This window comes from Pseudomonas sp. M47T1, assembly GCF_000263855.1.
GTDB lineage: Bacteria > Pseudomonadota > Gammaproteobacteria > Pseudomonadales > Pseudomonadaceae > Aquipseudomonas.
On record NZ_AJWX01000004.1, the window covers coordinates 55,563 to 80,769 of the forward strand.

A 25,207-nucleotide genomic window follows, 5' to 3' on the forward strand; every position below is an offset into this window, starting at 1 on the left:
ACCCTATTATTCTAGTGGGTATTGCCGTGAATCACGTTGGTCACGGCTCCCCTGATAACTGAGTGTAGCGGTGTATGGGCGATCAGAAGTTCGCTGGCGTGGCGGCGCTGATCAGCCGCGCAGGCTGGTCATAGGGGTTGCGAAAACGATGGGGCTTGGTGCTTTCGAAGTAGTAGCTGTCGCCTACTTCCAGAATGAAAGTTTCCGCACCCACCACCAGCTCCAGTTTGCCTTCGACCAGGATGCCGGTCTCCTCGCCCTCGTGGGTGAGCATTTCCTCACCGGTATCGGCGCCCGGCGGGTAAATTTCGTTGAGAAACGCGATAGCGCGGCTCGGATGGGCCTTGCCGACCAGCTTCATGGTCACGGCGCCGTCGGAGATGTCGATCAGCTCGTTGGCCTTATAGACGATCTGGGTCGGGTTTTCGGGCTGCAGCTCTTCGGAGAAGAATTCCACCATGGACATGGGAATGCCCCCCAGCACTTTGCGCAGGGAGCTGATCGAGGGACTGACGCTATTCTTCTCGATCATCGAAATGGTGCTGTTGGTGACGCCCGCACGCTTGGCGAGTTCACGCTGGGACAGACCTTTGAGTTTGCGAATGGCTTGCAGTCGTTCACCGACGTCCAATGCGGGAGCCTCCAGGGGGTATTCACGGTCAAGGGGTGTTTTTTGAACGTTATCATGGCAACAGCGTTCAGTATTTACAACACTTTGACCCGTGAGGTACTACACCCCGGCGGCGTGCGATGCGGCCTTCTGCCTCTCAACCCCCGGAATAGACGAGTGGCACCCGGCGCAAGTTGCAGAATATCTGGTAAGGAATGGTCTGCGCGCAGGCCGCCACGTCGCTGGCCAGGATGTTGCGCCCCCACAATTCGACGGTGCTGCCCAGGTCGGCTTCCGGCACATCGGTGAGGTCAATGCACAGCATGTCCATGGACACCCGGCCCAACAGACGGGTGCGCTTGCCCGCCACCAGCACCGGCGTGCCGGTACCCGCATGGCGCGGATAGCCGTCGGCGTAGCCCAAGGCAACCACGCCAATGCGCATGGGTTTGTCGGTGATGAATTTGGCGCCGTAGCCAATAGGCTCGCCAGCGGGCAGTTCACGCACGCAAATGACCTTGGACTCCAGGGTCATCACCGGCTGCAGACGCGCAGCTTCGGCCTGTGGTTCTTCAAACGGCGTGGCGCCATACAGCATGATGCCAGGACGCACCCAGTCGCTGGGCACCTGCGGCAAGCCCAGCACCGCTGGCGAGTTGCGCAGGCTCACTTCGGCCGCCATGCCGGCGCGCGCAGCCTCGAACACCGCTACCTGGTCGCCACTGCTGGGGCAATCCAGTTCGTCGGCACGGGCGAAGTGGCTCATCAGCACGATTCGGGCGACCTTGCCGCTGGCCAGCAGGCGCTGGTAGCCGCTGGCGTAATCCTTGGGGTGCAGGCCCACGCGATGCATGCCCGAGTCCAGTTTCAGCCACACCACGATGGGCTTGGTCAACTGCGCCTGTTCGATGGCTTCCAGCTGCCACAGCGAGTGCACCACGCACCAGAAGTCGTGCTCCACGATCAGTTGCAGTTCGTCCGCCTCGAAAATACCTTCCAGCAACAGCACGGGGGCCTTGATACCCGCCGCGCGCAACTCCAGTGCCTCCTCGATGCACGCCACGGCAAAGCCGTCGGCCTCTGCTTCCAGCGCCAGCGCGCAGCGCACGGCGCCATGGCCATAGGCATCTGCCTTGATCACGGCAAGGGCCTTGGCGCCATTGGCCAATTCACGGGCCAGGCGGTAGTTGTGACGCAGAGCATCGAGGTCGATCAGGGCACGGGCAGGACGCATGACGGCTGTCTTCTTCTGGGCAGACTAGGGGCGTGAAAAGCCCGGCAAAGTGCCGGGCCCGGGTATTGCTCAAGGCAAGGCGGCGACGACGGACAGCTCGACGAGAATTTCCGGCTCGCACAATTTCGACTCGACGGTGGCGCGGGCCGGAGCCACGCCTTTTGGCAGCCATTTGTCCCACACGCTGTTCATGCCGGCGAAATGCGCGTCGATGTCCTTCAGGTAAATGGTCACCGAGAGCAGACGAGTCTTATCGGTACCGGCCAGGTCGAGCAGACGCTCGATGTTGGCGAGCACTTCGCGAGTCTGCTGTTCAATGCCGGCGGTCATGTCATCGCCCACCTGACCGGCAAGATAGACGGTGCCGTTATGGGTGACGATCTGACTCATGCGCTCATTGGTGAGCTGGCGCTGGATTGACATGTCTTGCAGTCTCCTGGTGTTTGCCGTAACGGGAAATATCGAGGCCTTCGGCGCTGATTTGCGGCTTCTTGCGCGCCATCAGGTCAGCCAGGAAGCGGCCAGAGCCGCAGGCCATGGTCCAGCCGAGCGTGCCGTGCCCAGTGTTCAGGAACAGGTTGCGCAACGGCGTGGCACCCACGATAGGCGTGCCGTCTGGCGTGGTAGGGCGCAGGCCGGTCCAGAAGCTGGCCTGGTTGAGGTCGCCGCCTTGAGGATAGAGATCGTTGACGATCATCTCCAGTGTTTCGCGCCGACGCGGGTTCAGCGACAGGTCAAAACCGGCAATTTCCGCCATGCCACCGACACGGATACGGTTGTCGAAACGGGTGATGGCGACCTTGAAGCTCTCATCCAGAATGGTCGAGGTGGGCGCCATGGCCGGGTTGGTGACAGGCACGGTCAGCGAATAGCCCTTGAGCGGGTACACCGGTGCCTTGATGCCCAGCGGCTTGAGCAGTTGCGGCGAGTAGCTGCCCAATGCCAGCACGTAGCGGTCGGCGGTTTCCAGCTTGCCGTCGATCCACACGCCATTGACCCGGTCGCCAGCGAAGTCGAGACGCTCGATGCTCTGGCCGAAACGGAATTCCACGCCCAGGTCCACGGCCATCTGTGCAAGCCTGGTGGTGAACATCTGGCAGTCGCCGGTCTGGTCGTTGGGCAGGCGCAGGGCGCCGGCGAGGATATGGGTGACGCCGGCCAGGGCCGGTTCGACGCGGGCAATGCCTTCGCGGTCGAGCAGTTCGTAAGGCACGCCGGATTGCTCCAGCACGGCAATGTCTTTCGCCGCATTATCGAGTTGCGCCTGGGTGCGGAACAGTTGGGTGGTGCCCAGGGTGCGACCTTCATAGGCGATACCGGTTTCGGCACGCAACTCGTCAAGGCAGTCGCGGCTGTACTCGGACAGGCGCACCATGCGTTCCTTGTTCACGGCATAGCGGCTGGCGGTGCAGTTGCGCAGCATCTGCGCCATCCACAGGTACTGGTCAATGTCACCGGTGGCCTTGATGGCCAGGGGAGCATGGCGTTCCAGCAGCCATTTGATAGCCTTGAGCGGCACGCCCGGGGCGGCCCACGGCGAGGCATAGCCAGGCGAGACCTGGCCTGCGTTGGCAAAACTGGTTTCCATGGCAACGGCGTTCTGACGGTCGACCACCGTCACCTCGAAGCCTTGCCGTGCCAGATAATAGGCACTGGCGGTACCTATCACACCGCTACCAAGTACCAGAACTCGCATGCTCAATCCCTCACGCGGATAACCGCTGACATTTTTTGTTTATTGCGAAGATGCGCGCAGTTTAAAAAACATCAGCCAGTGCTATTCACTATATAAACGCCTATATTCGGCGAGAATTCTCGGCAAAAAACGCTTTTACGGAGGGGCATCGCCTATGCGTACCCAGCATCAGAGCAAACGTGAGCTCGATAAAATTGACCGCAACATCCTGCGGATCCTGCAGGCGGACGGGCGGATTTCGTTCACTGAACTGGGCGAGAAGGTCGGCCTTTCGACCACGCCCTGCACCGAGCGCGTGCGCCGCCTGGAGCGCGAAGGGATCATCATGGGCTACAACGCCCGGCTCAACCCGCAGCACCTCAAGGGCAGCCTGCTGGTGTTCGTGGAGATCAGCCTGGACTACAAGTCAGGGGACACCTTCGAGGAGTTCCGCCGCGCGGTGCTCAAGCTGCCCCACGTGCTGGAATGCCACCTGGTGTCGGGCGACTTCGACTACCTGGTGAAAGCGCGCATTTCGGAAATGGCGTCGTACCGCAAATTGCTGGGCGACATCCTGCTTAAACTGCCGCATGTGCGCGAGTCCAAGAGCTATATCGTGATGGAAGAGGTGAAGGAGAGCCTGAACCTGCCGATTCCCGATTGATGCTGAAGGTCCTTTGGACCTTTTCGCAGCCTGCGGCAGCGCCTAAGCCCCCCTGCGAAGGCGCGCAAAGCGCGCCCAACACTCAGACCAGCACCTGCCGAGTGGTGGCGATGAACTGGTGCACCGCCTTCTCGGCCAGTGGGTGAATCAACTCGACCGGCCGCCGCCCGTTGGGGCACGGCAAACGTTCAGTGGTGCCGAACAGCCTGCAGATCAGCGGACGCTCGTCATACACCGTGCAACCGTTTGGCCCCAGGTGCACACAGTTGAGCTCGGCCAAGGCCGCTTCCTGCTCGGCGGCCGTCTTGCGTGGCAGCCGAGCCATTTCCTCAGACGAGGTGGTGACCGGGCCGCAGCAATCATGGCAACCCGGCACGCATTCGAATGAAGGAATCTGCTCACGCAGGAAAAGGACTTTGTGGCGGTTGCAGCTCATGGGGCGGTACCTGTCGACGCGAACCGTCATTTTGCCTGCCGCGCGCCGCCCGCCGATACCCCCGCCGGTCCCTCATTCCCGCCAGAATGCTTTGAGCCCCTCCTCCCGGGCTTGGCGCGGCGACAGGCCGACATCACGCAACTGGTCGGCGTCCAGTGCCAGCAGCGCGCGGCGAGTGATGAAACGGTGCCGCATCAGCCCCCAGAATCCCAGGCATGGCGGCGCTGCTCGCAGGGTCTGGCCCTGGGCATCGTATGCCTGGAGTTCCTGGTCGCGCAGCAGCAGACGCACATCGCTCAAGCCGTTCATGTCCTTGTCCTCAGTGGTGGTGTGGGCACAGGGTCATGATCGGCTTAATACACATTTCATTACAGACTCACAAAATCACTAATTTCACCATACAGATACTGTCAACTGCACGCTGAATGCTGTATTTTTTGCCTATCTGTATGGTCCCTTCACACCGCCGGAAGTACGCCATGACCCTTTACGTCAACCTCGCCGAACTGCTGGGCTCGCGCATCGAGCAGGGCTTCTACCGCCCCGGCGATCGCCTGCCATCAGTGCGCGCCTTGAGTGCCGAGCATGGGGTCAGCCTCAGCACCGTTCAGCAGGCGTACCGCGTACTGGAAGACAACGGCCTGGCAGCGCCACGGCCCAAGTCCGGCTATTTCGTACCCAGCGCTCGCCTGCTGCCGGCACTGCCGGCGGTGGGCCGCCCGGCCCAGCGGCCGGTAGAAATTTCCCAGTGGGACCAGGTGGTGGAACTGGTCCGCAGCGCGCCGCGCAAGGGCGTGGTACAGCTGGGACGAGGCATGCCGGACGTCGACAGCCCTACCCTCAAGCCCCTGCTGCGCAGCCTGGCGCAGTTGGCGCGGCGCCAGGACATGCCCGGCCTGTATTACGACACCGTGCTTGGCACCGAGGCCTTGCGCGAACAGGTGGCGCGCTTGCTGCTGGACTCCGGCTGCCAGCTACAGGCTAGTGACCTGGTCGTCACTACGGGCTGCCATGAGGCCCTGTCGGCCAGCATCCGCGCCGTGTGCGAGCCAGGGGACATTGTCGCGGTCGACTCGCCCAGCTTCTTCGGCGCCATGCAAACCCTCAAGGGCCTGGGCATGAAGGCCTTGGAAATCCCCACCGACCCCATCACCGGCATCAGCCTGGAAGCCCTGGAACTGGCCCTGGAACAATGGCCGATCAAGCTCATACAGCTCACGCCCAACTGCAACAACCCGTTGGGCTACGTCATGCCGGAAAGCCGCAAACGCGCGTTGCTGACCCTGGCACAACGCTTCGACGTGGCGATCATCGAAGACGATGTGTACGGTGACCTCGCCTACACCTACCCAAGGCCGCGCACGATCAAATCGTTCGATGAGGACGGCCGCGTACTGCTCTGCAGCTCGTTTTCCAAAACCCTGGCACCGGGTCTGCGCATTGGCTGGGTTGCGCCTGGGCGCTACCTTGAGCGGGTGCTGCACATGAAGTACATCAGCACTGGCTGCACCGCCACGCAGCCGCAACTGGCCATCGCCGACTTCATCAAGGAAGGCCACTACGAACCGCACCTGCGGCGCATGCGCAGCCAATACCAGCGTTCGCGTGACCTGATGATCGACTGGGTCAGCCGGTATTTTCCGCCGGGCACTCGCGCCAGCCGCCCCCAGGGCGGCTTCATGCTATGGGTTGAATTACCGGAAAGTTTCGATACGCTGCGGCTGAACCGCGCTTTACTGGAGCAGAACGTACAGATTGCCGTGGGCAGCATCTTTTCTGCCTCGGGCAAGTACAGGAACTGCCTGCGGATGAACTTCGCCGCCCGAGCGAGCGACGAAATCGAAGCGGCAGTGCGCAAGGTCGGGGACGCGGCCACGCGGTTGATTGCAGCAATGGATGACGAGACCAAATGACCTTTACCGGCCCGCCGGAGTCATAGCCACGCCCGCTCTGCGCAAGGATCACCACGTTGCGAACCACCTGGCTGTTGCCACTGCTGATAATTGCCCTGCTGGCGGGTTGCGCCACGGAGGTCGGCCATCGACAGCCGAGCCAGGCGCTGCCCGCCGACCAATCGGCATTCGGCCGCTCGGTGCAGTCCCAGGTCGCCGAGCATGGTGGCCTGTCGGGCTTTCGCCTGCTGCCCAACGGCCCGGAAGCCTTCCGCGCCCGCGCCGAGCTGATTCGCAATGCACAGAAAAGCCTGGACCTGCAGTACTACATCGTCCATGACGGCCTCAGCACCCGCGCCCTGGTGCATGAACTGCTCAAGGCCGCAGACCGCGGCGTACGCATCCGCATTCTGCTGGACGACACCACCAGCGATGGCCTGGATGAGATCATTGCCACCCTGGCCGAGCACCCCAACATCCAGATTCGCCTGTTCAACCCGCTGCACCTGGGCCGCGCCACCGGTGTAACGCGAGCCATGGGCCGGCTGTTCAACCTGTCACGCCAGCATCGGCGCATGCACAACAAGCTGTGGATCGCCGATGACAGCATGGCCATCGTCGGCGGCCGCAACCTGGGTGACGAGTATTTCGATGCCGAGGCAAACCTCAACTTCACCGACATCGACCTGCTGAGCGTGGGCCCGGCGGCGGCGCACCTGGGCGAGAGCTTCGATCAGTATTGGAACAGCGCCCTGAGCCGGCCCATTGGCGAGTTCCTGTACTTCAAGCCATCGCCCAAGGACCTGATAAAGACCCGCGCGCGCCTGGAAGAATCGCTGGCCGACGAACGCCAGCGACGCCCGGCGCTGTACCAACAATTGATGGCGTACCGGTTCAAGCCGCACATGCAGGCCTGGCGCAACGAGTTGATCTGGGCCGACAGCCAGGTACTGTGGGACGCCCCCAGCAAAGTACTGGCCCAGGACGAACCCGACCCCCGCCTGCTGTTGACCACCCAGCTCGCGCCGCAACTGGACACGGTGCATCAGGAACTGATGCTGATTTCCGCCTACTTCGTGCCACGCGAGCCAGGGTTGCTCTACCTCACCGGCCGGGCGGATGCAGGCGTGGCGGTGAGCCTGCTGACCAACTCGCTGGAAGCCACCGACGTGCCCGCGGTACATGGCGGCTATGCGCCCTACCGCAAGGCGCTGCTGGAGCACGGCGTGAAGCTATATGAGCTGCGGCGCCAGCCGGGCGAGCCGCCACGGCACAAGCTGCTGGGCTTCCACGCAAGCTCCGACTCCAGCCTGCACAGCAAGGCCATGATCTTCGACCGTCAGCGGGTGTTCATCGGCTCGTTCAATTTCGATGCACGCTCGGTGCTGTGGAACACCGAGGTCGGGGTACTGGTGAAGAGCCCGGAGCTGGCGGAGCGAACCCGCGAGCTGGCCTTGCAGGGCATGTCCCCGGCCCTCAGCTACCAGGCGGAGCTCAAGGACGGCAAGGTGGTGTGGGTGACCGAGGACAACCACCACCTGCACACCCTCACCACCGAACCGGGTGACCTGTGGCGGCGCTTCAACGCCTGGATGAGCAAGGCCATCGGGCTGGAAAAGATGCTTTGAACAAGCGGATACTTGCGCCGCTGCCAGGAAATCTGTGCCGCCCCCCAGGAGCTGCCGAAAGCTGCGAAGGCCCGCACCGCAGGCCCGCGATCGGCCTGACATCGCCGAAGGCTGCGTCCTGTCAGCGCCCGTTATGCAGGCAATTCGAGGGCGTGGGGCTTGCGCGCCAGCAGCACCAGGCCCAATGCCCCCGCTGCCATCAGCAGCGGCAGCGCATGGCCGCTGACCCATTGGCTGCCTGCACCGGCCAGCACCGGGCCTATCAGGCAGCCAACACCCCACAGTTGCGCCACATGGGCGTTGGCGCGCACCAGCGCATCGTCTCGATAACGTTCACCGATCAAAATCAGCGACAGCGTGAACAGGCCACCGGCGCTGGCGCCGAAAATCACCCACAGCGGCCAGATGGCCGGGGTCTCGATCAGTACCGGGATGGCCATGCTGGACAACATCAACGCCAGCGCACAGCCGAAGAACAGCGTGCGCCGCGACATGCGGTCGGCCAGCGCGCCAATGGGCAACTGCAACACGGCATCCCCCACCACGACCGTGCTGACCATGAACAGGGCAACCTGCGCACTGAAGCCCTGCTGCAGGCAATACACCGGTAACAGCGTGAGAATCATCGCTTCAAATGCGGCGAACAGCGAAATGGCCCAGGCGATCACCGGCAATCGCCGACAGAAGCCGCCCAGGTCGCGCAGCGTTACCCCGCACGCCTCGGCGCTGGGCGCTCCGGTACGCCCCAGCAGCAGCAAGGGCGAGGCTACCAGCAGCCCCACACCCACCCAAAAGCCGTAATCCTGATCGGTACCCACTGCCCCCAGCAGCAAGGGGCCACACAGCTGGCTCAGGGCGTAGCTGCTGCCATACAGCGCCACCAGGCGACCACGCCACTGCTCAACCACAATCTGGTTGATCCAGCTTTCGCCCAGAATGAACACGATGGTCAGCACCATCCCGATCAACAGACGCAGCACCAGCCACACCGCGTAGCTGGGCAGCAGTGCCAGCAGCCCAACGGACAGCGCGCCGCCCCACAGGCAGAGGCGCATCAACGTAGGCGTGCCGAATTTGGCCGCCAGCCGACTGGCCAGCCCGGCGCCCGCCAGCACGCCTATCGCAGGCATGGAGGCCATGACCCCAATGGCGAAACTGCCATAGCCCCAACCCTCGAGCCGCAACGATACCAGCGGCATGCTCACGCCCAACGCCAGGCCTACGCTCAACACGGCGCTCAGCACGGCGAAATAGGTACCCCAACGCATGTTCCACGCTCCTGTGGATAACTGCACAGACGAAACAGCCGGGACTTCCCTGCGGAAGGCCCGGCTGCGATAGCTTGGTGGGGGCGGGTTCTACCCGTGAATCAGACGCCTCGATTTATCGGGAATAATGCGTTGCCCTTTTCGCGGGTAGAACCCGCTCCCACCCCTGCATCCCCGTTCAGGCGACCTACAGCTTGATCCAGGTCGACTTCAGCTCGGTGTACTTGTCGAACGCGTGCAGCGACTTGTCACGGCCGTTGCCCGACTGCTTGAAGCCACCGAACGGCGCGGTCATGTCACCGCCATCGTACTGGTTCACCCACACGCTGCCGGCACGCAGCGCCTTGGCGGTCAGGTGGCCCTTGGAGATATCGGCAGTCCACACCGCGGCAGCCAGACCGTACGGGGTGTCGTTGGCGATGTTGATGGCCTCCTCGACCGTGTCGAAGGAAATGACCGACAGCACTGGGCCGAAGATCTCTTCCTGGGCAATGCGCATGGCATTGTCGACGCCGTCGAAAATGGTCGGTTCCACGTAGGTGCCGCCGGTTTCCTCAAGGATGCGCTTGCCGCCCACCAACAACTTGGCGCCATCAGTGTGACCGGCCTCGATGTAGGACAGCACGGTGTTCATCTGTTGGGTATCAACCAGGGCGCCTACGGTAGTCGCCGGGTCCAGCGGGTTACCCGGCTTCCACGCCTTCAGTGCTTCAACCACCATGGGCAGGAACTGGTCCTTGATGGAACGCTCCACCAGCAGGCGCGAGCCGGCGGTGCAGACTTCGCCCTGGTTGAAGGCGATGGCGCTGGCAGCCGACTCGGCGGCGGCTTTCAGGTCGGGAGCGTCGGCAAAGACGATGTTCGGGCTTTTGCCGCCGGCTTCCAGCCACACGCGCTTCATGTTCGACTCGCCCGCGTAGATCATCAATTGCTTGGCGATCTTGGTGGAGCCGGTGAACACCAGGGTGTCCACGTCCATGTGCAGGGCCAGGGCCTTGCCAACGGTGTGGCCGTAGCCTGGCAGCACGTTGAACACGCCTTTCGGGATACCGGCTTCAATCGCCAGTTCGGCAATGCGAATGGCGGTCAGCGGCGACTTTTCCGACGGCTTGAGGATCACCGAGTTACCGGTGGACAGCGCCGGGCCCAGTTTCCAGCACGCCATCATCAGCGGGAAGTTCCACGGCACCACGGCCGCCACAACGCCTACCGCTTCGCGTGTCACCAGGCCCAGTTGGTCGTGCGGGGTAGCCGCGACTTCGTCGTAGATCTTGTCGATGGCCTCACCGCTCCACGACAGGGCATTGGCAGCGCCGGACACGTCGATGTTCAGCGAGTCACTGATGGGCTTGCCCATGTCCAGGGTTTCCAGCAGCGCCAGCTCTTCGGCGTTCTGCTTGAGCAGCCCGGCGAAACGGATCATGGCGGCCTTGCGCTTGGCCGGGGCCAGGCGCGACCAGGCACCGCTGTTGAAGGCGCTACGGGCGCTTTCCACGGCGCGCTCGGCGTCGGCCAGGTCACAGCTGGCTACCTGCGCCAGGAGGCGACCGTCGACCGGGCTGATGCACTCGAACGTGGCGCCGGAAGCGGCGGCGGTGTATTCACCGTTGATGAATGCACGGCCTTCAATCTTCAATTCCCGGGCACGTTGTTCCCAGTCCGCACGAGTCAAAGTGGTCATACGTATCCCCTCCTCTTATTGATTTGCAGCGTCCGCGCAGGATAATCGCGCACGCCATCGAATTGGGCCGGTCAGAAAAATCGACTCACGGCACCCACCACCCTAAACCACCCGGGGTCAGATTTTCAATATATTTGACAAGAAACCACAAAAAGCCGTGTCATGTTTGTTTTATTGGACAATTGAGGAGGATTCGCCCATGAGCATCGAAACCATCGTCGACTTTGCGCTGGCCACCACGCCCGCCGACCACTACCGCCCCGCGGCCGAAAAGATTCTCAAGGGTGATCCCGAGCAGAAGGTCTATCACCACTACTCAAGCCCGTGCGAGCAATTTGGTGCTGGCGTGTGGGAAGGTGAAATCGGCCAGTGGACCGTCAACTATACCGAGCACGAATACTGCGAGATCGTGCAGGGCGTGTCGGTGTTGCGCGACCTGGACGGCAATGCCAAGACCTTGCGCGCTGGCGACCGCTTCGTCATCCCGGCCGGCTTTCGCGGCACCTGGGAGGTGCTGGAGCCGTGCCGCAAGATCTATGTGATGTTCGAACAGAAAGCCTGAATCGCACGCAAAAAAAAACCCGCCGTGAGGCGGGTTCTTTTTTTAAAGGAGGAAATCAATTACTTGATTTTGCCTTCTTTGTAGATCACGTGCTTGCGAACAACCGGATCAAATTTCTTGATCTCGATTTTGTCCGGAGTAGTACGCTTGTTCTTGTCGGTAGTGTAGAAATGACCAGTACCGGCACTCGAAATCAAACGAATCAATTCACGCATGATTTTGCTCCCTTAGACCTTGGCGCCAGCAGCGCGGATTTCGGCCAGCACGACATCAATGCCACGCTTGTCGATGATACGCATGCCTTTGGCGGATACGCGCAGACGCACGAAACGCTTCTCGGACTCGACCCAGAAGCGGTGATGCTGCAGGTTCGGCAGGAAACGACGACGGGTTTTGTTGTTTGCGTGGGAAATGTTATTCCCGGTTACCGGACCCTTACCGGTAACTTGACATACTCTCGACATGCCTCAGCCCTCTAAAACCACATGCCCAACCCGGCATGGGTTGGCCGCTTATCTCTCAGTCTTGGCGCCAGGCGCCGCGTTTCTTCAGGGGTCTTACCAGCTCCGCACGCAGGCGAAGGTTCTGGGCCCCTAGAAAAGAGCGCTGCTTTATACCAGAAAGACCCGCTGGCAACAACTGCCGACTCACTTTCAATTTTCCCTCGCCGCCCCCTCCAGGCCGTAAAGGCCGCCGGCACGGGGCGCATCAGGCGTTAACCGCTCGTCGCGACATTGGTGAAAATTTGGATAGTCAACAGCGCCGGAGATCTCTAGGGTAGGAACTTTCTCCAGACTGCACTGGCAGATGGGCCATCAATCAGCCAAGGAAAATCACCATGCGCCTAGCGACTTTGCCGCTGCTGCTCGCTCCCCTATTCAGCCCATTGCTGGCCTACGCCGCCCCGCTGACCGTGTGCACCGAAGCCAGCCCCGAAGGTTTCGACGTGGTGCAGTACAACTCACTGACCACCACCAACGCGTCGGCCGACGTGCTGATGAATACCCTGGTGGACTACGATACCGCCCAGGGCAAGGTCGTGCCCAGCCTGGCCGACAGCTGGACGCTGTCCCCCGATGGCCTGACCTACGAGTTCAAGCTGCACCCCGGGGTAAAATTCCACAAGACCGAATACTTCACCCCTACCCGCGACCTGAGCGCCGAGGACGTGGTGTTCAGCTTCAAGCGCATGCTCGATGACGGCAACCCGTGGCACAAGGTCGCCCAGAGCGGCTTTCCCCATGCCCAGTCGATGCAACTGCCCGACCTGATCAAGAACGTCGACGCCGTGGACCCGCTGACCGTGCGCTTCACCCTGAACCATGCGGACTCGACGTTCCTGGCCACGCTGACCATGGGCTTCGCCTCGATCTATTCGTCCGAATACGCCGACCAGTTGCTGCGCGCCAATGCCCAGGACAAGCTCAACAGCCAGCCAGTGGGCACCGGCCCGTTCATTTTCGGCCGTTACCAGAAAGACGCGGTGGTGCGTTACCGAGCCAACCCCAACTACTTCCGAGGCAAGCCAGCTGTTGACCCGCTGATTTTCGCGATTACCACGGACACCACCGTGCGCCTGCAAAAACTCAAGCGCAACGAGTGCCAGATAGCCCTGTCACCCAAGCCGATGGACATTGCCGCAGCCGGCAGCGACAGCGCCCTGCAAGTCATCAAGACACCCGCCTTCATGACCGCATTCGTGGCCATCAACAGCCAGCACCCGCCACTGGACAACGCCGTGGTACGCCAGGCCATCAACCTGGCGTTCGACAAGGCCAGTTACCTCACGGCCGTGTTCGAGGGCACTGCGGTGGCGGCCAACGGCCCCTACCCGCCCAACACCTGGAGCTATGCCAAGGACCTGCCCGGCTACAGCTATGACCCGGCAAAAGCCCGCGCCCTGCTGGCCAAGGCTGGGCTGGCGAACGGTTTCAGCACCACCATCTGGACCCGGCCTTCGGGCAGCCTGCTCAACCCCAACCCCAGCCTGGGCGCCCAGATGCTGCAGGCCGACCTGGGCAAGATCGGCATCAAGGCCGACATCCGCGTGATCGAATGGGGCGAGCTGATTCGCCGTGCCAAAGCTGGCGAGCATGACCTGTTGTTCATGGGCTGGGCAGGCGACAACGGCGACCCGGACAACTTCCTCACCCCGCAATTTTCCTGCGCGGCCGTACAGTCGGGCACCAACTTCGCCCGCTATTGTGATCCGGCTTTGGACAAGCTGATCACTGCGGGCAAGACCACCGGCGATCAGGGCGTACGCAGCCGCCTGTACCTACAAGCGCAACAGCAGATCCAGGAACAGGCACTGTGGGTGCCGTTGGCGCACCCTACCGCTGCCGTGCTGGCCCGCAAGGACGTGAAGGGTTACGAGGTCAGCCCGTTTGGCCGTCAGGACTTCGCCAAGGTAACGGTCGGTCAATAGCGCCCGCCCCACGCACCAAACCAGGGCCGCAATGCGGCTCTGCACGCTTCAAGGGCGAAACAAGCGGCTCATATTCTGCAAACGCCTTCGAATAGCCAGAAAACGACATGGCAGGCAAATTGCTATTACTTAGCCACCTAAGTAGTTGATGTAAGGATTGGCCATGTCCCTGCGCAGTGATTCGATGCAACTCTCCGCGGCCGAGCGCCGCTGGCTCCCCTGGTTCGGCAAGACCGGCAAACTGTCCATGCGCTGGGCCTGCCACTGGAACAAGGCAGCCTGCCCCACCCTTGAAAAGACCTTCGAAGCCATTGCCGATACCCGCGTGAAGCTGCTGCAGCACTGGGCACAGGAGCAATGGCAGCACTTGGGCGAACTCGCCGCACTGCTGGCCCGCGAGTCAGGCGCACTGGACGCGTCCTTGCTCAACGAAAAGCTGCGCCAGGCGCCGTCCTTTTCCGAATTGTTCGTGATCGGTGTTGACGGCGCGCTGCAAGCGAGCACCTTCCCAGGCCAATCAGTATCTCGCCAGGTAAACCCTACCGCCCTCAAGGAAGGCCTGCAGGCGCCGTTTCTGCACGGCCCTTACATCGACCCGCTGACCGTCCAGGTCGGCCCCTCGACCTCGCGCTTCCACGACGAAGTCACGCTGATGTTCTATCAGCCGCTCAAGCACGACGGCAAAACCCTGGGCTGCCTGTGTGGCCGCGTGCCGAACGACGTGCTGGGCGACCTGATCCAGCGCGAGGCCGGGCACATTTACCCCGAGTCGGGCGACAACTACCTGTTCATGGTGCGTTCGCAATTTGATCCAGCGGTGGCGCCCGGCACCGCCCTATCGCGGTCACGCTTCGAAGACGATGCCTTCACAGGCGGCGACAACCTCAAGCACGGCGTGAACACTGCCTTTGGCACCGTGCGCATCCAACGTCATACCGAGCTGGAATTACGCTTCACCGACCCGGCCACCGACCAACTGCACCCCGGCATCCGTGAAACCATGCGCGCAGGCAGCAACCTGTTCGTCACCTACCCCGGCTATTGCGACTATCGCCACATCCCGGTGGTTGGCAAGGGCGTGACCTTCCAGCTTCAAGGCTCTCCGGACCGCTGGGGCATGATGTGCGAAGCCGACCTGGAAGAGGTCTACCGCCGCCGCTCGCTCACCCACGGGCTGATGAAACCGTACCTGGCAACCATGGCCGGGCTGTTCGCCTGCAACTTCGTTGTGCAGCACTACAGCGGCCTGGCACAGACTTTCATCGACCTGATCCAGGCCGGCAGCATCCTGCTGGCCGCCTGGCTATTCAGCGCCATCGGCCCCAAGCGCCTGGCCGCGCGCCTGGAGGGGATGACTGATGTGATACGCACCATCGCCGAAGGCGAGGGCAACCTGCGCCAACGCCTGGACACCAGCCAATTGGCCAACGACGAGACCGGCGACATGGGCCGCTGGATCAACAGCTTCATCGACAACCTGGACGCCGTAGTGGGCCAGGTGATCGCCGCCTCGAACTCCGTGGGCCAGACCAACGAGATGATGCTGGGCAAAAGCCGCATGGCCGGTCAGACCTCCAACGACGTGGCCCAGGCCATCCACCGCATGATGATCATCGTCGAAGGCCAACTGGGCGAAATCCAGCAGGCCTCCCTGACCGCCGAGCAAATGAAGCGCGCCATGGACGAAGTGGTGCTGCGTGCTCAAGAGCAGTTCGCCTCCGTACAAGCCGGCACGCAGTCGATCCGCGACGTGGTGCAACGCTCAGCCGCCAGCGTGCAGGAACTGGACAAGCGCATGAGCGAAATCGGCACCTTCACCGGCCTGATCACCGACATCACCAACCAGACCAACCTGCTGGCCCTGAACGCCGCCATCGAGGCCGCCCGCGCCGGCGAAAACGGCCGCGGCTTCGCCGTGGTGGCCGACGAAGTCCGCACCCTGGCCAGCCGCACGGCCCAGGCTGCCGGGCAAATCCGCAGCATGGTCGAGGGCCTGCAAGGCGAAACCCGCAATGCCGTGGCCTTCATGGAGGGCGGCGTGCAGAACGTCGACGAAAGCCTGCGCCTGGCCGAGAGCGCCTCCTCGGAAAACGTGCACCTGCATGAAGCGGTGGAAAACCTGTTCGGCATCATCCAGCAGCTCAATGAGAAAAGCCTGGATTGCGGGCAAACCATCAAACAGGTCGACCAGGCCAGTGGGGATATGCGCCAGACGGTGGTGGTGCTGCAGCACAGTGCCGAAAGGGTGAAGCACAATGCGAGCAAGTTGCAGCAGTTGGTGGGGCAGTTTGAGGTGACGGCGGGGGCCGCATAACCCGTAGCCGCCACGCTGCGATGGCCTGCTGAACCCTGAATATCTCCAGCGGAGCGCAGGGCCAGCGAAGCCTGCGGCAGCGGCGACGGGGGCTGATATTGAGGATATCGGCACGTTTCATGGGGCAATTCTGTAAGACTTTTCACCTTCCCTTGTAGGCATGGTCTATTTCATCCTTTTCGTCTTGGCGCCCCGATTCCAGGCTGGCTAGATGCGCCCTTCACCTCTCAAGGACGTATCTCCATGGCATTCGACGCTTACCTCAACATCGACACAATCCCCGGCGAATCCCACGACGCTGCACACCCTGACTGGATCGAACGCACTGGCTACCAGTTCGGCTCGAGCCAACTCGTCTCAACTACCGCAAGCTTCGTAGGCGATTGGTATCGAACCACCCCCAGCACGTTCGCGTAAGGGGGCACGATGTCCGAACCTTATGCGTACATCAACGATACGCTGCAGACCTACCCTACGCTCAAGGCCAAGCTTGGCATTGGCGATCGCGCCGATGACAAGTTTGACCAGCTCAACGCCCATATCCGCAATATCGTGGTGATGCCCGGGCAGTAGGTGTTGGTCCCGGATAACTCTACCCGTCTGTGTACTGCACAGGAGGCCTGGCTGATGAGCCAGGCAAATGTGGTCAAACATGCGCTTATGGCCAGCGGTGTAAGCGGTGATGGGTTCATGCTGCGCAACTATGATTTGTTGCAGAGCATGCTGGGGCATTCGGCGCTGGGGGTGGGCGCAGCAACGGGTGGATGGAGCAAGCACCTGACGGAAGTGCAACAAACACTGGAAAAGATCGAAGCGCTGCATAAGAGCCATCTGGCACATGGCGGGCATGGGGCGCGAAATGATTTTCTGGCCAAACGGGCTGAATTATTCAAAACACTGGAAGCTCAGCTGAAGGGGATGGGGCGTTACGGCTCGGGATTGAGAACTAATACATCCATAAAAAAGATGCTCAAAATATCCACCCGTAGTTATCAGCATCAGGGAGAGATCAAACAGTACGCCGCTAAAGTTCGCAATGTAGCCAGAGTCGCCAAGCAGCTGAAAATGGGTAACTACGTGGGGTGGGCGCTGAGCACTGCCTCTAGCTTATTGGAAATTGAGGAGGCCTGTTCCACTGGCAGGGAAGAGCAGTGCCGGAACGCGAAGTTCGTTGAAGGCGCAAAGCTTGTAACGAGCATCTTCTTGAGCACTGCAGCAGGCGGACTTGGAGCCGTAGGCGGAAAAGCAGTATGCGCAGCCATTGGGATTCCAAGTGCCGGGACAGGCTTGGCGATTTGCGTGATCGTCGGCGGGTCAGTAGGAGGGTTTGCAGGTGGCGAGTTGGGAATAGCGGAGGTGAGTACTTGGGAAATATTCTTTATGAGGCCCTTGAAAAATGAAATACTCCATAGGCGAGCAAATGCTCATCGGGCTTACCACAGCAGGCGTCATAAACTGTATAGCCCTGCTATACTTTTCATATTTCAAACTCAAAACTTTAGAAGCCGCGCTAAAGCCTTTTGGCATAACCACTCATAGGATCTTGAACGGCAAGGATCCTATAAGCCGGATCAATCGGCTAGCCTCGCTGGCAACCCCGCTCATCTTGCCAACTGCTGAAAACACCGAAGGCAGAATATCCCGTGCCGATATCAAAAAAATCCCAACTGGGTTACTTCTATCCATAAAAGCTCTATATCTCTCGCTGACCATAAACTTTGGCCTATTTTTTGTACACTGGGCAATATACAGGAACACCCTTTATTCAAACTAGCCAATCAACAGCACAGCCACCACCTCGCACACATGTCAAAGTCAACCCGCCGGACTGAAGAATGATCAACAAAACGATACACCCCCACACATTCATACCCTACGTCATTTCCCCCTGAGGGTATCGACGATGCGAACGCAGGCAATCTGGTCGAGCTAAGCGCCGTTAGAGCCGAATGGCTGGCCCGCACCGACAGCCAGAATAACCAGTAGACCGAAGCTGGACCAGCCCACCCCAGTGTCATTCCGCTGCCGCCAGGCTGCGCCAGCTCTTGAGTACCCTGGATATCTCGAGCGATGCTTATTACCAGCGCAGGCTGCGGCAGCCGCTACAAGCTCAGAGCCACCCATACTCCACCATCGACAAAGGCTCCCCCTCGCCAATGATGAAGTGGTCCAGCACCCGCACCTCCACCAGCGCCAAGGCCTCCTTGAGCCGCCGGGTCAGTACCCGGTCCGCCTGGCTGGGTTCGGGATTGCCCGAAGGGTGGTTGTGACACAGGATCAGCGCCGCCGCGTTGTGGGCCAATGCCCGCTTCACGACCTGGCGGGGGTAGACCGCCGCTCCGTCGATGGAGCCACGGAACAGCACTTCAAACCCCAGCACACGATGCTTGGTGTCGAGGTAGAGGCAGCCAAACACTTCATGGGGCTCGTGGCGCAACATGGCCTTGAGGTAGTCGCGCACCGCCCCTGGGCTCTCCAGGGCAGAGTCCCGGGTCAGGCGCTCGGCCAGGTGCCGACGTGACATTTCCAGCACCGCCTGCAATTGCGCGAATTTTGCCGGCCCAAGCCCAGCCTGGGCGCTGAAAGTCTGCAGATCGGCTTCCAGCAGCGACCGCAGGCTGCCGAAGCCGTCCAACAGGGTGCGGGCCAGGTCCACCGCGCTTTTTCCCGCCACGCCCGTGCGCAGGAATATGGCCAGCAATTCGGCGTCCGAAAGGCTGGAAGCCCCCTGTTTCAGCAACTTTTCCCGCGGCCGTTCCGCCGCCGGCCAATCTCGAATACTCATGGCGTCTCCTTGCCGTTGTGCGCGCTGCTCCCTGCTTGGCGCTGTGCTATCTTAGCCCATCTTTTTTGCACGGTGATCGGGCCCGGGGAGGTGCCATCACCGCAGCGTAATCACTGGATCTGAAGGCAGGCCTATGCAGCGGCTGTATCGAAAACGCATCGTTCTGGGCGTCGGCGGCGGCATTGCCGCCTACAAGAGCGCCGAGCTGGTTCGCAGGCTTCTGGACCAGGGCGCCGAGGTGCGCGTGGTCATGACCCGTGGCGGCGCCGAGTTCATTACCCCACTGACCATGCAGGCGTTGTCCGGCCACCCCGTGCACCTGGACTTGCTGGACCCTGCCGCCGAAGCGGCCATGGGGCATATCGAGCTGGCCAAGTGGGCGGATCTGGTGCTGATCGCCCCGGCCACCGCCGACCTGATCGCGCGCCTGGCCCAGGGCCTGGCCAATGACCTGCTGACCACCCTGGTGCTGGCCACCGACGCCACCGTGGCGCTGGCCCCGGCCATGAACCAGGCCATGTGGCGCGACCCGGCCACCCAGGCCAACCTTGAGTTGCTGCAGAGCCGCGAGATGAAGGTGTTCGGCCCCGCAGCCGGCAGCCAGGCCTGTGGCGATATCGGCCTGGGCCGCATGCTGGAAGCCACCGAGCTGGCCCAGTGCGCTGCCGACTGCTTCCAGCACTTGGCGCTGACCGGCAAGCACGTAGTGATTACTGCCGGCCCCACCCAGGAAAACATCGACCCGGTGCGCTACATCACCAACCACAGCTCCGGCAAAATGGGCTTCGCCCTGGCCGAAGCTGCGGTGGAAGCCGGCGCCCGGGTGACCCTGATCAGCGGCCCGGTGCACCTGCCCACGCCCGATCGCGTCAACCGCATCGACGTGGTCAGCGCTCGCGACATGCTCGCCGCCTGCGAAGCCGCCATTCCGTGCGATGTGTTCATTGCCTCGGCAGCGGTCGCGGACTACCGGCCAGAAGTCGTTGCCCCACAAAAATTGAAGAAAGATCCTTCAAACGGCGACGGCCTTCTCCTGCAAATGGTGCGCAACCCAGACATCCTGGCCACTATCGCCACCCGTCCCGACCGCCCCTTCAGCGTCGGCTTCGCTGCCGAGACCGAGCACCTGCTCGACTACGCTGCGCGCAAACTGAAAGACAAGAACCTCGACCTGATTGTTGCCAATGACGTGGCCAACCCCAGCATTGGCTTCAACAGCGAGGAAAATGCGGTCAGCCTGATTGACCGCGGGCTCAACACCACGGTGTTCACCCAGACCAGCAAGGGCAAGATTGCCCGTCAAATCGTTTCCTTTATCGCCCAACGGCTCGACCAGGTTTAACCATGCACGCTCTGCAAGCCAAGATTCTCGACCCACGCATCGGCAATGAATTCCCGCTGCCGCAATACGCCACTCCCGGCTCCGCTGGCCTGGACCTGCGCGCCATGCTCAAGGAAGACACTGTTCTTGAGCCGGGCCAGACCCTGCTGATTCCCACCGGCCTGTCGATCTACATCGGCGACCCCGGCCTCGCGGCGATGATCCTGCCACGTTCGGGCCTTGGCCATAAACACGGCATCGTGCTGGGCAACCTGGTGGGCCTGATCGACTCCGACTACCAGGGCGAACTGATGGTGTCCTGCTGGAACCGTGGCCAAACGGCCTTCAACATCGCCATCGGCGAACGCATCGCGCAATTGGTATTGGTGCCGGTGGTTCAAGCGCATTTTGAACTGGTCGATACATTCGACGAAACCCAGCGCGGTGCTGGTGGGTTCGGCCACTCAGGCAGTCATTGACTACGCTTGGGTGACAGCGACGCAGAGGCAGCGCTGGCCGACCGTGAAAGGGAGAGGTGCGGTGAACGATTTCACAGCAGGCGGCCAGGTCGGCGCTACTGATACAAGCACGCCCCAGGTCCGAGCGGCCTTGTGGGTGGCGGTGATGGGGCTGGCCGTGGCGACGCTGCTGGTCGGGCTTGGCCTGCCAAGCCCGTCGCCCAGCGCCATCTACCGCTCAATGGCCCAGGTATCCGCCGCCAACCAGGGCCAGGTGCTGCAAAAACACATCACCATTCTTGCTGCCGAAACCGCAAGCGCTGCCCACCAACAAGACGTGCTGCAGGCCGTGCAAGCCCCGACGCATGTCGGCGCGCTGCTGGGCTCCCTGAGCTACCTGCCCGGCCTGGTGGACGCCTATGCCGTCGGCCGGGGTCAGGCGGCGCTGGACAGCAACCGTCCCTCACCCCTCAACTTCGTCACCCTGGACCTGATCCGCCAAGTCGAGGCGGGCACCACCGTGCCGCTGCAAGCGCAGAAAGTCGGTGAGCGCTGGCTGGTCTACAGCTTGGCGCCGGTCCGCGACAGCAGCGGTGCGAACGTACTGGGCACATTGTTGTTGAGCTTCGACCTGGACACGGTCACGGCGGAACTCAGCGCAATGCCCGCAGATTTCGGCGAACTGGTGCTGGAGCAGCACTTCGACCAGGGCCCCGCGCAAACCCTGTTCAAGGCCGGGCAAGGCGTTGCGGGCGAACATTTCCAGGCCAACGCCGGCCTCTGGACCCTGACGTTCACGCCCGGGACTCTATTCAACTCGCCATTGCAGTGGCGCAGCCTGGTGTTCTGGCCCCTGGCATTGCTGGTGGCCATTGCCACGGCCTGGCTGGCCCTGACCATACTGGCACGTCGCCTGCACACTCAAGTGGCTGCGGATGCCCGACAATTGACCCAGCTGATCCAAGAACTCTCGGGCGGAAAAGCCGTCAAAGCCTTCAGTTTGAGCCTGCCAGAGCTCAACGTCGTGGCGGCGAGCCTTGCCAGGCTATCGTTGCAGGGCAACCGCCACGGCGAGCCGCACACTGCGGCCAGCCACAGTACATTTGCCGTGGACTTGCCGAGAAAGGCGCTTTCGGTCCCGGCAGGATCGTTGCATGAACACACCGAAACACACGATATCGCTATCCCCGACGACGATCAGGACCCCCTGAGAATGGAGCACCTCAACGCTATGAACAGCCAAGCGCACGTCGCACCCCAGTTTCCCGATAGCATTTTTCGCGCCTACGACATCCGTGGGGTTTTCGGCGACACCTTGACCGCCGAGACCGCCTACTGGATCGGCCGTGCCATTGGCTCGCAAAGCCTCGCCCTGGGCGAACCCAACGTCAGCGTCGGCCGTGACGGCCGCCTGTCCGGCCCGGTGCTGGTGCAACAACTGATCCAGGGCATCGCCGATTGCGGCTGCCACGTCAGCGACGTCGGCCTGGTGCCCACCCCTGCCCTGTATTACGCCGCCAACGTACTGGCCGGCAAATCGGGCGTGATGCTGACCGGTAGCCATAACCCACGCGACTACAACGGTTTCAAGATCGTGATCGCCGGCGACACCCTGGCCAATGAGCAGATCCAGGCCCTGCACGACCGCCTGAAGAACAACGAACTGGCCAGCGGCAAGGGCACAGTCGAGAAAGTCGAAATCCTCGACAGCTACTTCAATTACATCAAGAACGACATCGTCCTGGCCAAGAAGCTCAAGGTTGTCGTGGACTGCGGCAATGGCGCGGCCGGCGTGATCGCCCCGCAACTGATCGAAGCCCTGGGCTGCGAAGTGATCCCGCTGTTCTGCGACGTGGACGGCAACTTCCCCAACCACCACCCGGACCCGGGCAAGCTGGAAAACCTGGAAGACCTGATTGCCAAGGTCAAGGAAACCGGCGCCGACCTGGGCCTGGCCTTCGACGGCGACGGCGACCGTGTGGGCGTGGTAACCAACACCGGCACCGTAGTGTTCCCCGACCGCCTGCTGATGCTGTTTGCCAAGGACGTGGTGTCGCGCAACCCTGGCGCCGACATCATCTTCGACGTCAAGTGCACCCGCCGCCTGACCCCGCTGATCACCGGCTACGGCGGCCGCCCGGTAATGTGGAAGACCGGGCATTCGTTGATCAAGAAACAGATGAAAATCAGCGGCGCGCTGCTGGCCGGTGAAATGAGCGGGCACATCTTCTTCAAGGAGCGCTGGTTCGGCTTTGACGACGGCATCTACAGTGCCGCGCGCCTGCTGGAGATCCTCAGCCAGGAGAAAGACAGCGCCGAAGACCTGTTCGCGGCCTTCCCGAACGATATTTCTACCCCGGAAATCAATATACATGTGACCGACGAGGGTAAATTCAGCATCATTGATGCTCTGCAACGCGACGCGCAATGGGGCGACGCCAACCTGACCACCATCGACGGTGTGCGGGTGGACTATCCCAAGGGCTGGGGGCTGGTACGCGCCTCCAATACCACGCCTGTGCTGGTGCTGCGTTTCGAGGCCGACGACCAGGCGGAACTTGAGCGCATCCAGAACGTTTTCCGCGCAGAGCTGAAAAAAATTGCACCTGATCTCCAACTACCGTTCTGATTCGTTTCACTGGAGCCCTGCATGACCCTCGAACGTGATGCCGCCACCAACGTCGCCAAGGTATTGTCCGAAGCGCTGCCCTACATTCGCCGCTTTGTCGGCAAGACGCTGGTGATCAAGTACGGCGGCAACGCCATGGAGAGCGAAGAGCTCAAGACCGGCTTTGCTCGCGATATCGTGCTGATGAAGGCTGTCGGCATCAACCCGGTGGTGGTGCACGGTGGTGGCCCGCAAATCGGTGACCTGCTCAATCGCCTGTCGATCAAGAGCGAGTTCATCGATGGCATGCGCGTCACCGACGCCCAGACCATGGACGTGGTGGAAATGGTGCTGGGCGGCCAGGTGAACAAGGACATTGTCAACCTGATCAACCGCCATGGCGGCAGCGCCATCGGCCTGACCGGCAAGGACGCAGAGCTGATCCGCGCGAAAAAACTGCAGGTCACCCGCCAGACGCCTGAAATGACCAAGCCGGAAATCATCGACATCGGTCACGTGGGCGAAGTGGTGGGGGTCAATACCGACCTGTTGAACATGCTGGTGAAAGGTGACTTCATTCCGGTGATCGCGCCTATCGGCGTGGGTCCGGATGGCGAGTCGTACAACATTAACGCCGATCTGGTGGCAGGCAAGGTTGCCGAGGCCCTGAAAGCCGAGAAGCTGATGCTGCTGACCAACATCGCCGGCCTGATGGACAAGCAGGGCAATGTACTGACCGGGTTGAACACCGAGCAGGTCAACGCGCTGATCGCCGATGGCACCATCTATGGCGGCATGCTGCCCAAGATTCGCTGCGCGCTGGAAGCGGTGCAGGGCGGCGTTACCAGTTCGCACATCATCGACGGCCGCGTGCCGAATGCCACCTTGTTGGAGATCTTCACCGACATCGGCATGGGCACCATGATCAGCAACCGCAAGCGCCACTGATTCACCTACCCACTGTGGGAGCGGGCTCTGCCCGCGAAAAGGGCGCCGCGGTGATTCAAAAACAGCGCGGTGTCGTTTTCGCGGGCAGAGCCCGCCCCACACAGTGGCGGCGGCTCAGTTCTCGAGCAGCTTCGCCAACCGCGCCCGGTCCTGGGCAAACTGCTGACTCACCTGCTGCCTGATGGCCTGGTAATTGACGATCCGCGCCGCCACGTCCGAGCGCTGCCCCTGGATGCCCTTGATCTGATCCATCAATTGCTGAGGTACCGGCTGCCCATTGCGCTCCAGGTCCGCAGCCTGCGCCTGCAGGCTGTCCTGCTGGCCTTTCAGCGTCTGCAGGTTGCCACTGGCGAGCGCCACCAGGCCGTCAACCTCCGCAAGGCGATGGTCTCGAGCACGATCGATTTCGTCAAGACTGGGGTATTGGTGCAGCAACTGGCTCTCGGCCGCAGCCTGGGCACTGGCGGCCTGCTGCTGGCGAACCTGCTCGGCACTGAGCGCCGGGGGCACGGTCTGCACCACCCGGCCCTGGGCGTTGAGCACTTCGTAGCCCTTGGCGACGTAGTCCGGCGGCACGCCCTGGCGGTCGAGCACGGTCACGCCGTGGCTGTCCACGTAGCGGTAGAACACCACGGGCGGCCCGTCTGCGGCCATGACGGGCGCAGGTGTAAGGGCCGCCAACAGGCAGAACGCCG

General features: G+C 61.9%; 25 protein-coding genes. 13 read left to right on the forward strand and 12 right to left on the reverse strand.

Annotated elements, in window-relative coordinates:
• Window positions 1–82: 82 nt before the first annotated feature.
• The 4 genes from PMM47T1_RS05990 to dadA form a co-directional block, all read right to left on the reverse strand.
• The gene (locus tag PMM47T1_RS05990) at window positions 83–631 is read right to left on the reverse strand and encodes a cupin domain-containing protein (RefSeq protein ID WP_008366781.1); all 549 of its coding nucleotides are present in this window, start codon (window positions 629–631) and stop codon (window positions 83–85) included.
• Between the two features lie 136 nt (window positions 632–767).
• Window positions 768–1,844: an alanine racemase gene (alr, locus tag PMM47T1_RS05995; RefSeq protein ID WP_008366783.1), complete on the reverse strand. Its 1,077-nt coding sequence runs from the start codon at window positions 1,842–1,844 to the stop codon at window positions 768–770.
• Window positions 1,845–1,913: 69 nt separating this feature from the next.
• Window positions 1,914–2,267 carry a RidA family protein gene (locus PMM47T1_RS06000; protein WP_008366785.1) on the reverse strand — a complete coding sequence of 118 codons (354 nt, stop codon included), beginning with the start codon at window positions 2,265–2,267 and terminating at the stop codon, window positions 1,914–1,916.
• Window positions 2,239–3,540 carry a D-amino acid dehydrogenase gene (gene dadA, locus PMM47T1_RS06005; protein WP_008366787.1) on the reverse strand — a complete coding sequence of 434 codons (1,302 nt, stop codon included), beginning with the start codon at window positions 3,538–3,540 and terminating at the stop codon, window positions 2,239–2,241. Before dadA ends, PMM47T1_RS06000 begins: the two co-directional genes overlap by 29 nt.
• A 154-nt stretch (window positions 3,541–3,694) precedes the next feature.
• On the opposite strand from dadA, the gene dadR reads away from it, so the two are divergent.
• Window positions 3,695–4,183: a transcriptional regulator DadR gene (gene dadR, locus PMM47T1_RS06010; RefSeq protein ID WP_008366790.1), complete on the forward strand. Its 489-nt coding sequence runs from the start codon at window positions 3,695–3,697 to the stop codon at window positions 4,181–4,183.
• Window positions 4,184–4,265: 82 nt separating this feature from the next.
• On the opposite strand, the gene PMM47T1_RS06015 is transcribed toward dadR, so the two are convergent.
• Together PMM47T1_RS06015 and PMM47T1_RS06020 are read right to left on the reverse strand one after the other, a co-directional pair.
• The gene (locus PMM47T1_RS06015; protein ID WP_008366793.1) at window positions 4,266–4,619 is read right to left on the reverse strand and encodes a YkgJ family cysteine cluster protein; all 354 of its coding nucleotides are present in this window, start codon (window positions 4,617–4,619) and stop codon (window positions 4,266–4,268) included.
• A 72-nt stretch (window positions 4,620–4,691) separates the two neighbouring features.
• Entirely contained in the window at window positions 4,692–4,928 is a 237-nt protein-coding gene (locus tag PMM47T1_RS06020) for a DUF1127 domain-containing protein (RefSeq protein WP_008366794.1), read from the reverse strand.
• Window positions 4,929–5,098: 170 nt separating this feature from the next.
• Between PMM47T1_RS06020 and PMM47T1_RS06025 the strand changes: the two genes are divergently transcribed.
• Both PMM47T1_RS06025 and PMM47T1_RS06030 read left to right on the forward strand, forming a co-directional pair.
• Window positions 5,099–6,532: an aminotransferase-like domain-containing protein gene (locus PMM47T1_RS06025; RefSeq protein ID WP_008366795.1), complete on the forward strand. Its 1,434-nt coding sequence runs from the start codon at window positions 5,099–5,101 to the stop codon at window positions 6,530–6,532.
• A 56-nt stretch (window positions 6,533–6,588) separates the two neighbouring features.
• A complete protein-coding gene (locus PMM47T1_RS06030; RefSeq protein WP_008366797.1) occupies window positions 6,589–8,139 on the forward strand; it encodes a phospholipase D family protein in 1,551 nt (516 codons plus the stop codon).
• 131 nt (window positions 8,140–8,270) lie between these two features.
• On the opposite strand, the gene PMM47T1_RS06035 is transcribed toward PMM47T1_RS06030, so the two are convergent.
• Together PMM47T1_RS06035 and PMM47T1_RS06040 are read right to left on the reverse strand one after the other, a co-directional pair.
• Entirely contained in the window at window positions 8,271–9,407 is a 1,137-nt protein-coding gene (locus PMM47T1_RS06035; RefSeq protein WP_008366799.1) for an MFS transporter, read from the reverse strand.
• A gap of 187 nt (window positions 9,408–9,594) precedes the next feature.
• Complete coding sequence (locus PMM47T1_RS06040) at window positions 9,595–11,088, reverse strand: aldehyde dehydrogenase (RefSeq protein ID WP_008366802.1); 1,494 nt, start codon at window positions 11,086–11,088, stop codon at window positions 9,595–9,597.
• 199 nt (window positions 11,089–11,287) lie between these two features.
• Here PMM47T1_RS06040 and PMM47T1_RS06045 point away from each other — a divergent pair, with 199 nt between their 5' ends.
• A complete protein-coding gene (locus PMM47T1_RS06045; protein ID WP_008366804.1) occupies window positions 11,288–11,650 on the forward strand; it encodes a cupin domain-containing protein in 363 nt (120 codons plus the stop codon).
• A 59-nt stretch (window positions 11,651–11,709) separates the two neighbouring features.
• On the opposite strand, the gene rpmG is transcribed toward PMM47T1_RS06045, so the two are convergent.
• Both rpmG and rpmB read right to left on the reverse strand, forming a co-directional pair.
• Window positions 11,710–11,865 (reverse strand): 50S ribosomal protein L33, encoded by a 156-nt coding sequence (rpmG, locus tag PMM47T1_RS06050; protein WP_007894709.1) that lies wholly within the window; start codon window positions 11,863–11,865, stop codon window positions 11,710–11,712.
• 12 nt (window positions 11,866–11,877) lie between these two features.
• Complete coding sequence (gene rpmB, locus PMM47T1_RS06055; RefSeq protein WP_008366806.1) at window positions 11,878–12,114, reverse strand: 50S ribosomal protein L28; 237 nt, start codon at window positions 12,112–12,114, stop codon at window positions 11,878–11,880.
• A gap of 374 nt (window positions 12,115–12,488) precedes the next feature.
• Here rpmB and PMM47T1_RS06060 point away from each other — a divergent pair, with 374 nt between their 5' ends.
• From PMM47T1_RS06060 to PMM47T1_RS06070, 5 genes are all read left to right on the forward strand, one after another.
• Complete coding sequence (locus PMM47T1_RS06060; protein ID WP_008366808.1) at window positions 12,489–14,078, forward strand: ABC transporter substrate-binding protein; 1,590 nt, start codon at window positions 12,489–12,491, stop codon at window positions 14,076–14,078.
• A gap of 163 nt (window positions 14,079–14,241) precedes the next feature.
• Window positions 14,242–16,392 (forward strand): methyl-accepting chemotaxis protein, encoded by a 2,151-nt coding sequence (locus tag PMM47T1_RS06065; protein ID WP_008366809.1) that lies wholly within the window; start codon window positions 14,242–14,244, stop codon window positions 16,390–16,392.
• 243 nt (window positions 16,393–16,635) lie between these two features.
• Window positions 16,636–16,809 (forward strand): type VI secretion system tube protein Hcp, encoded by a 174-nt coding sequence (locus PMM47T1_RS28895; RefSeq protein WP_008366811.1) that lies wholly within the window; start codon window positions 16,636–16,638, stop codon window positions 16,807–16,809.
• 9 nt (window positions 16,810–16,818) lie between these two features.
• Window positions 16,819–16,965 (forward strand): hypothetical protein, encoded by a 147-nt coding sequence (locus PMM47T1_RS30065; RefSeq protein ID WP_177323368.1) that lies wholly within the window; start codon window positions 16,819–16,821, stop codon window positions 16,963–16,965.
• 54 nt (window positions 16,966–17,019) lie between these two features.
• Window positions 17,020–17,931: a hypothetical protein gene (locus tag PMM47T1_RS06070; protein WP_008366813.1), complete on the forward strand. Its 912-nt coding sequence runs from the start codon at window positions 17,020–17,022 to the stop codon at window positions 17,929–17,931.
• Window positions 17,932–18,502: 571 nt separating this feature from the next.
• Here PMM47T1_RS06070 and radC read toward each other — a convergent pair.
• Window positions 18,503–19,177: a RadC family protein gene (gene radC, locus PMM47T1_RS06075; RefSeq protein ID WP_008366815.1), complete on the reverse strand. Its 675-nt coding sequence runs from the start codon at window positions 19,175–19,177 to the stop codon at window positions 18,503–18,505.
• Window positions 19,178–19,310: 133 nt separating this feature from the next.
• Here radC and coaBC point away from each other — a divergent pair, with 133 nt between their 5' ends.
• The 4 genes from coaBC (at window position 19,311) to argB (ending at window position 24,512) form a co-directional block, all read left to right on the forward strand.
• Entirely contained in the window at window positions 19,311–20,519 is a 1,209-nt protein-coding gene (gene coaBC, locus PMM47T1_RS06080; protein ID WP_008366817.1) for a bifunctional phosphopantothenoylcysteine decarboxylase/phosphopantothenate--cysteine ligase CoaBC, read from the forward strand.
• A 2-nt stretch (window positions 20,520–20,521) separates the two neighbouring features.
• Complete coding sequence (dut, locus tag PMM47T1_RS06085; RefSeq protein ID WP_008366819.1) at window positions 20,522–20,977, forward strand: dUTP diphosphatase; 456 nt, start codon at window positions 20,522–20,524, stop codon at window positions 20,975–20,977.
• Window positions 20,978–22,187: 1,210 nt separating this feature from the next.
• Window positions 22,188–23,585: a phosphomannomutase/phosphoglucomutase gene (algC, locus tag PMM47T1_RS30195; RefSeq protein WP_008366822.1), complete on the forward strand. Its 1,398-nt coding sequence runs from the start codon at window positions 22,188–22,190 to the stop codon at window positions 23,583–23,585.
• A gap of 21 nt (window positions 23,586–23,606) precedes the next feature.
• The gene (gene argB, locus PMM47T1_RS06095; protein ID WP_008366823.1) at window positions 23,607–24,512 is read left to right on the forward strand and encodes an acetylglutamate kinase; all 906 of its coding nucleotides are present in this window, start codon (window positions 23,607–23,609) and stop codon (window positions 24,510–24,512) included.
• 114 nt (window positions 24,513–24,626) lie between these two features.
• On the opposite strand, the gene PMM47T1_RS06100 is transcribed toward argB, so the two are convergent.
• Complete coding sequence (locus PMM47T1_RS06100) at window positions 24,627–25,166, reverse strand: hypothetical protein (protein WP_050990389.1); 540 nt, start codon at window positions 25,164–25,166, stop codon at window positions 24,627–24,629.
• Window positions 25,167–25,207: the final 41 nt, after the last annotated feature.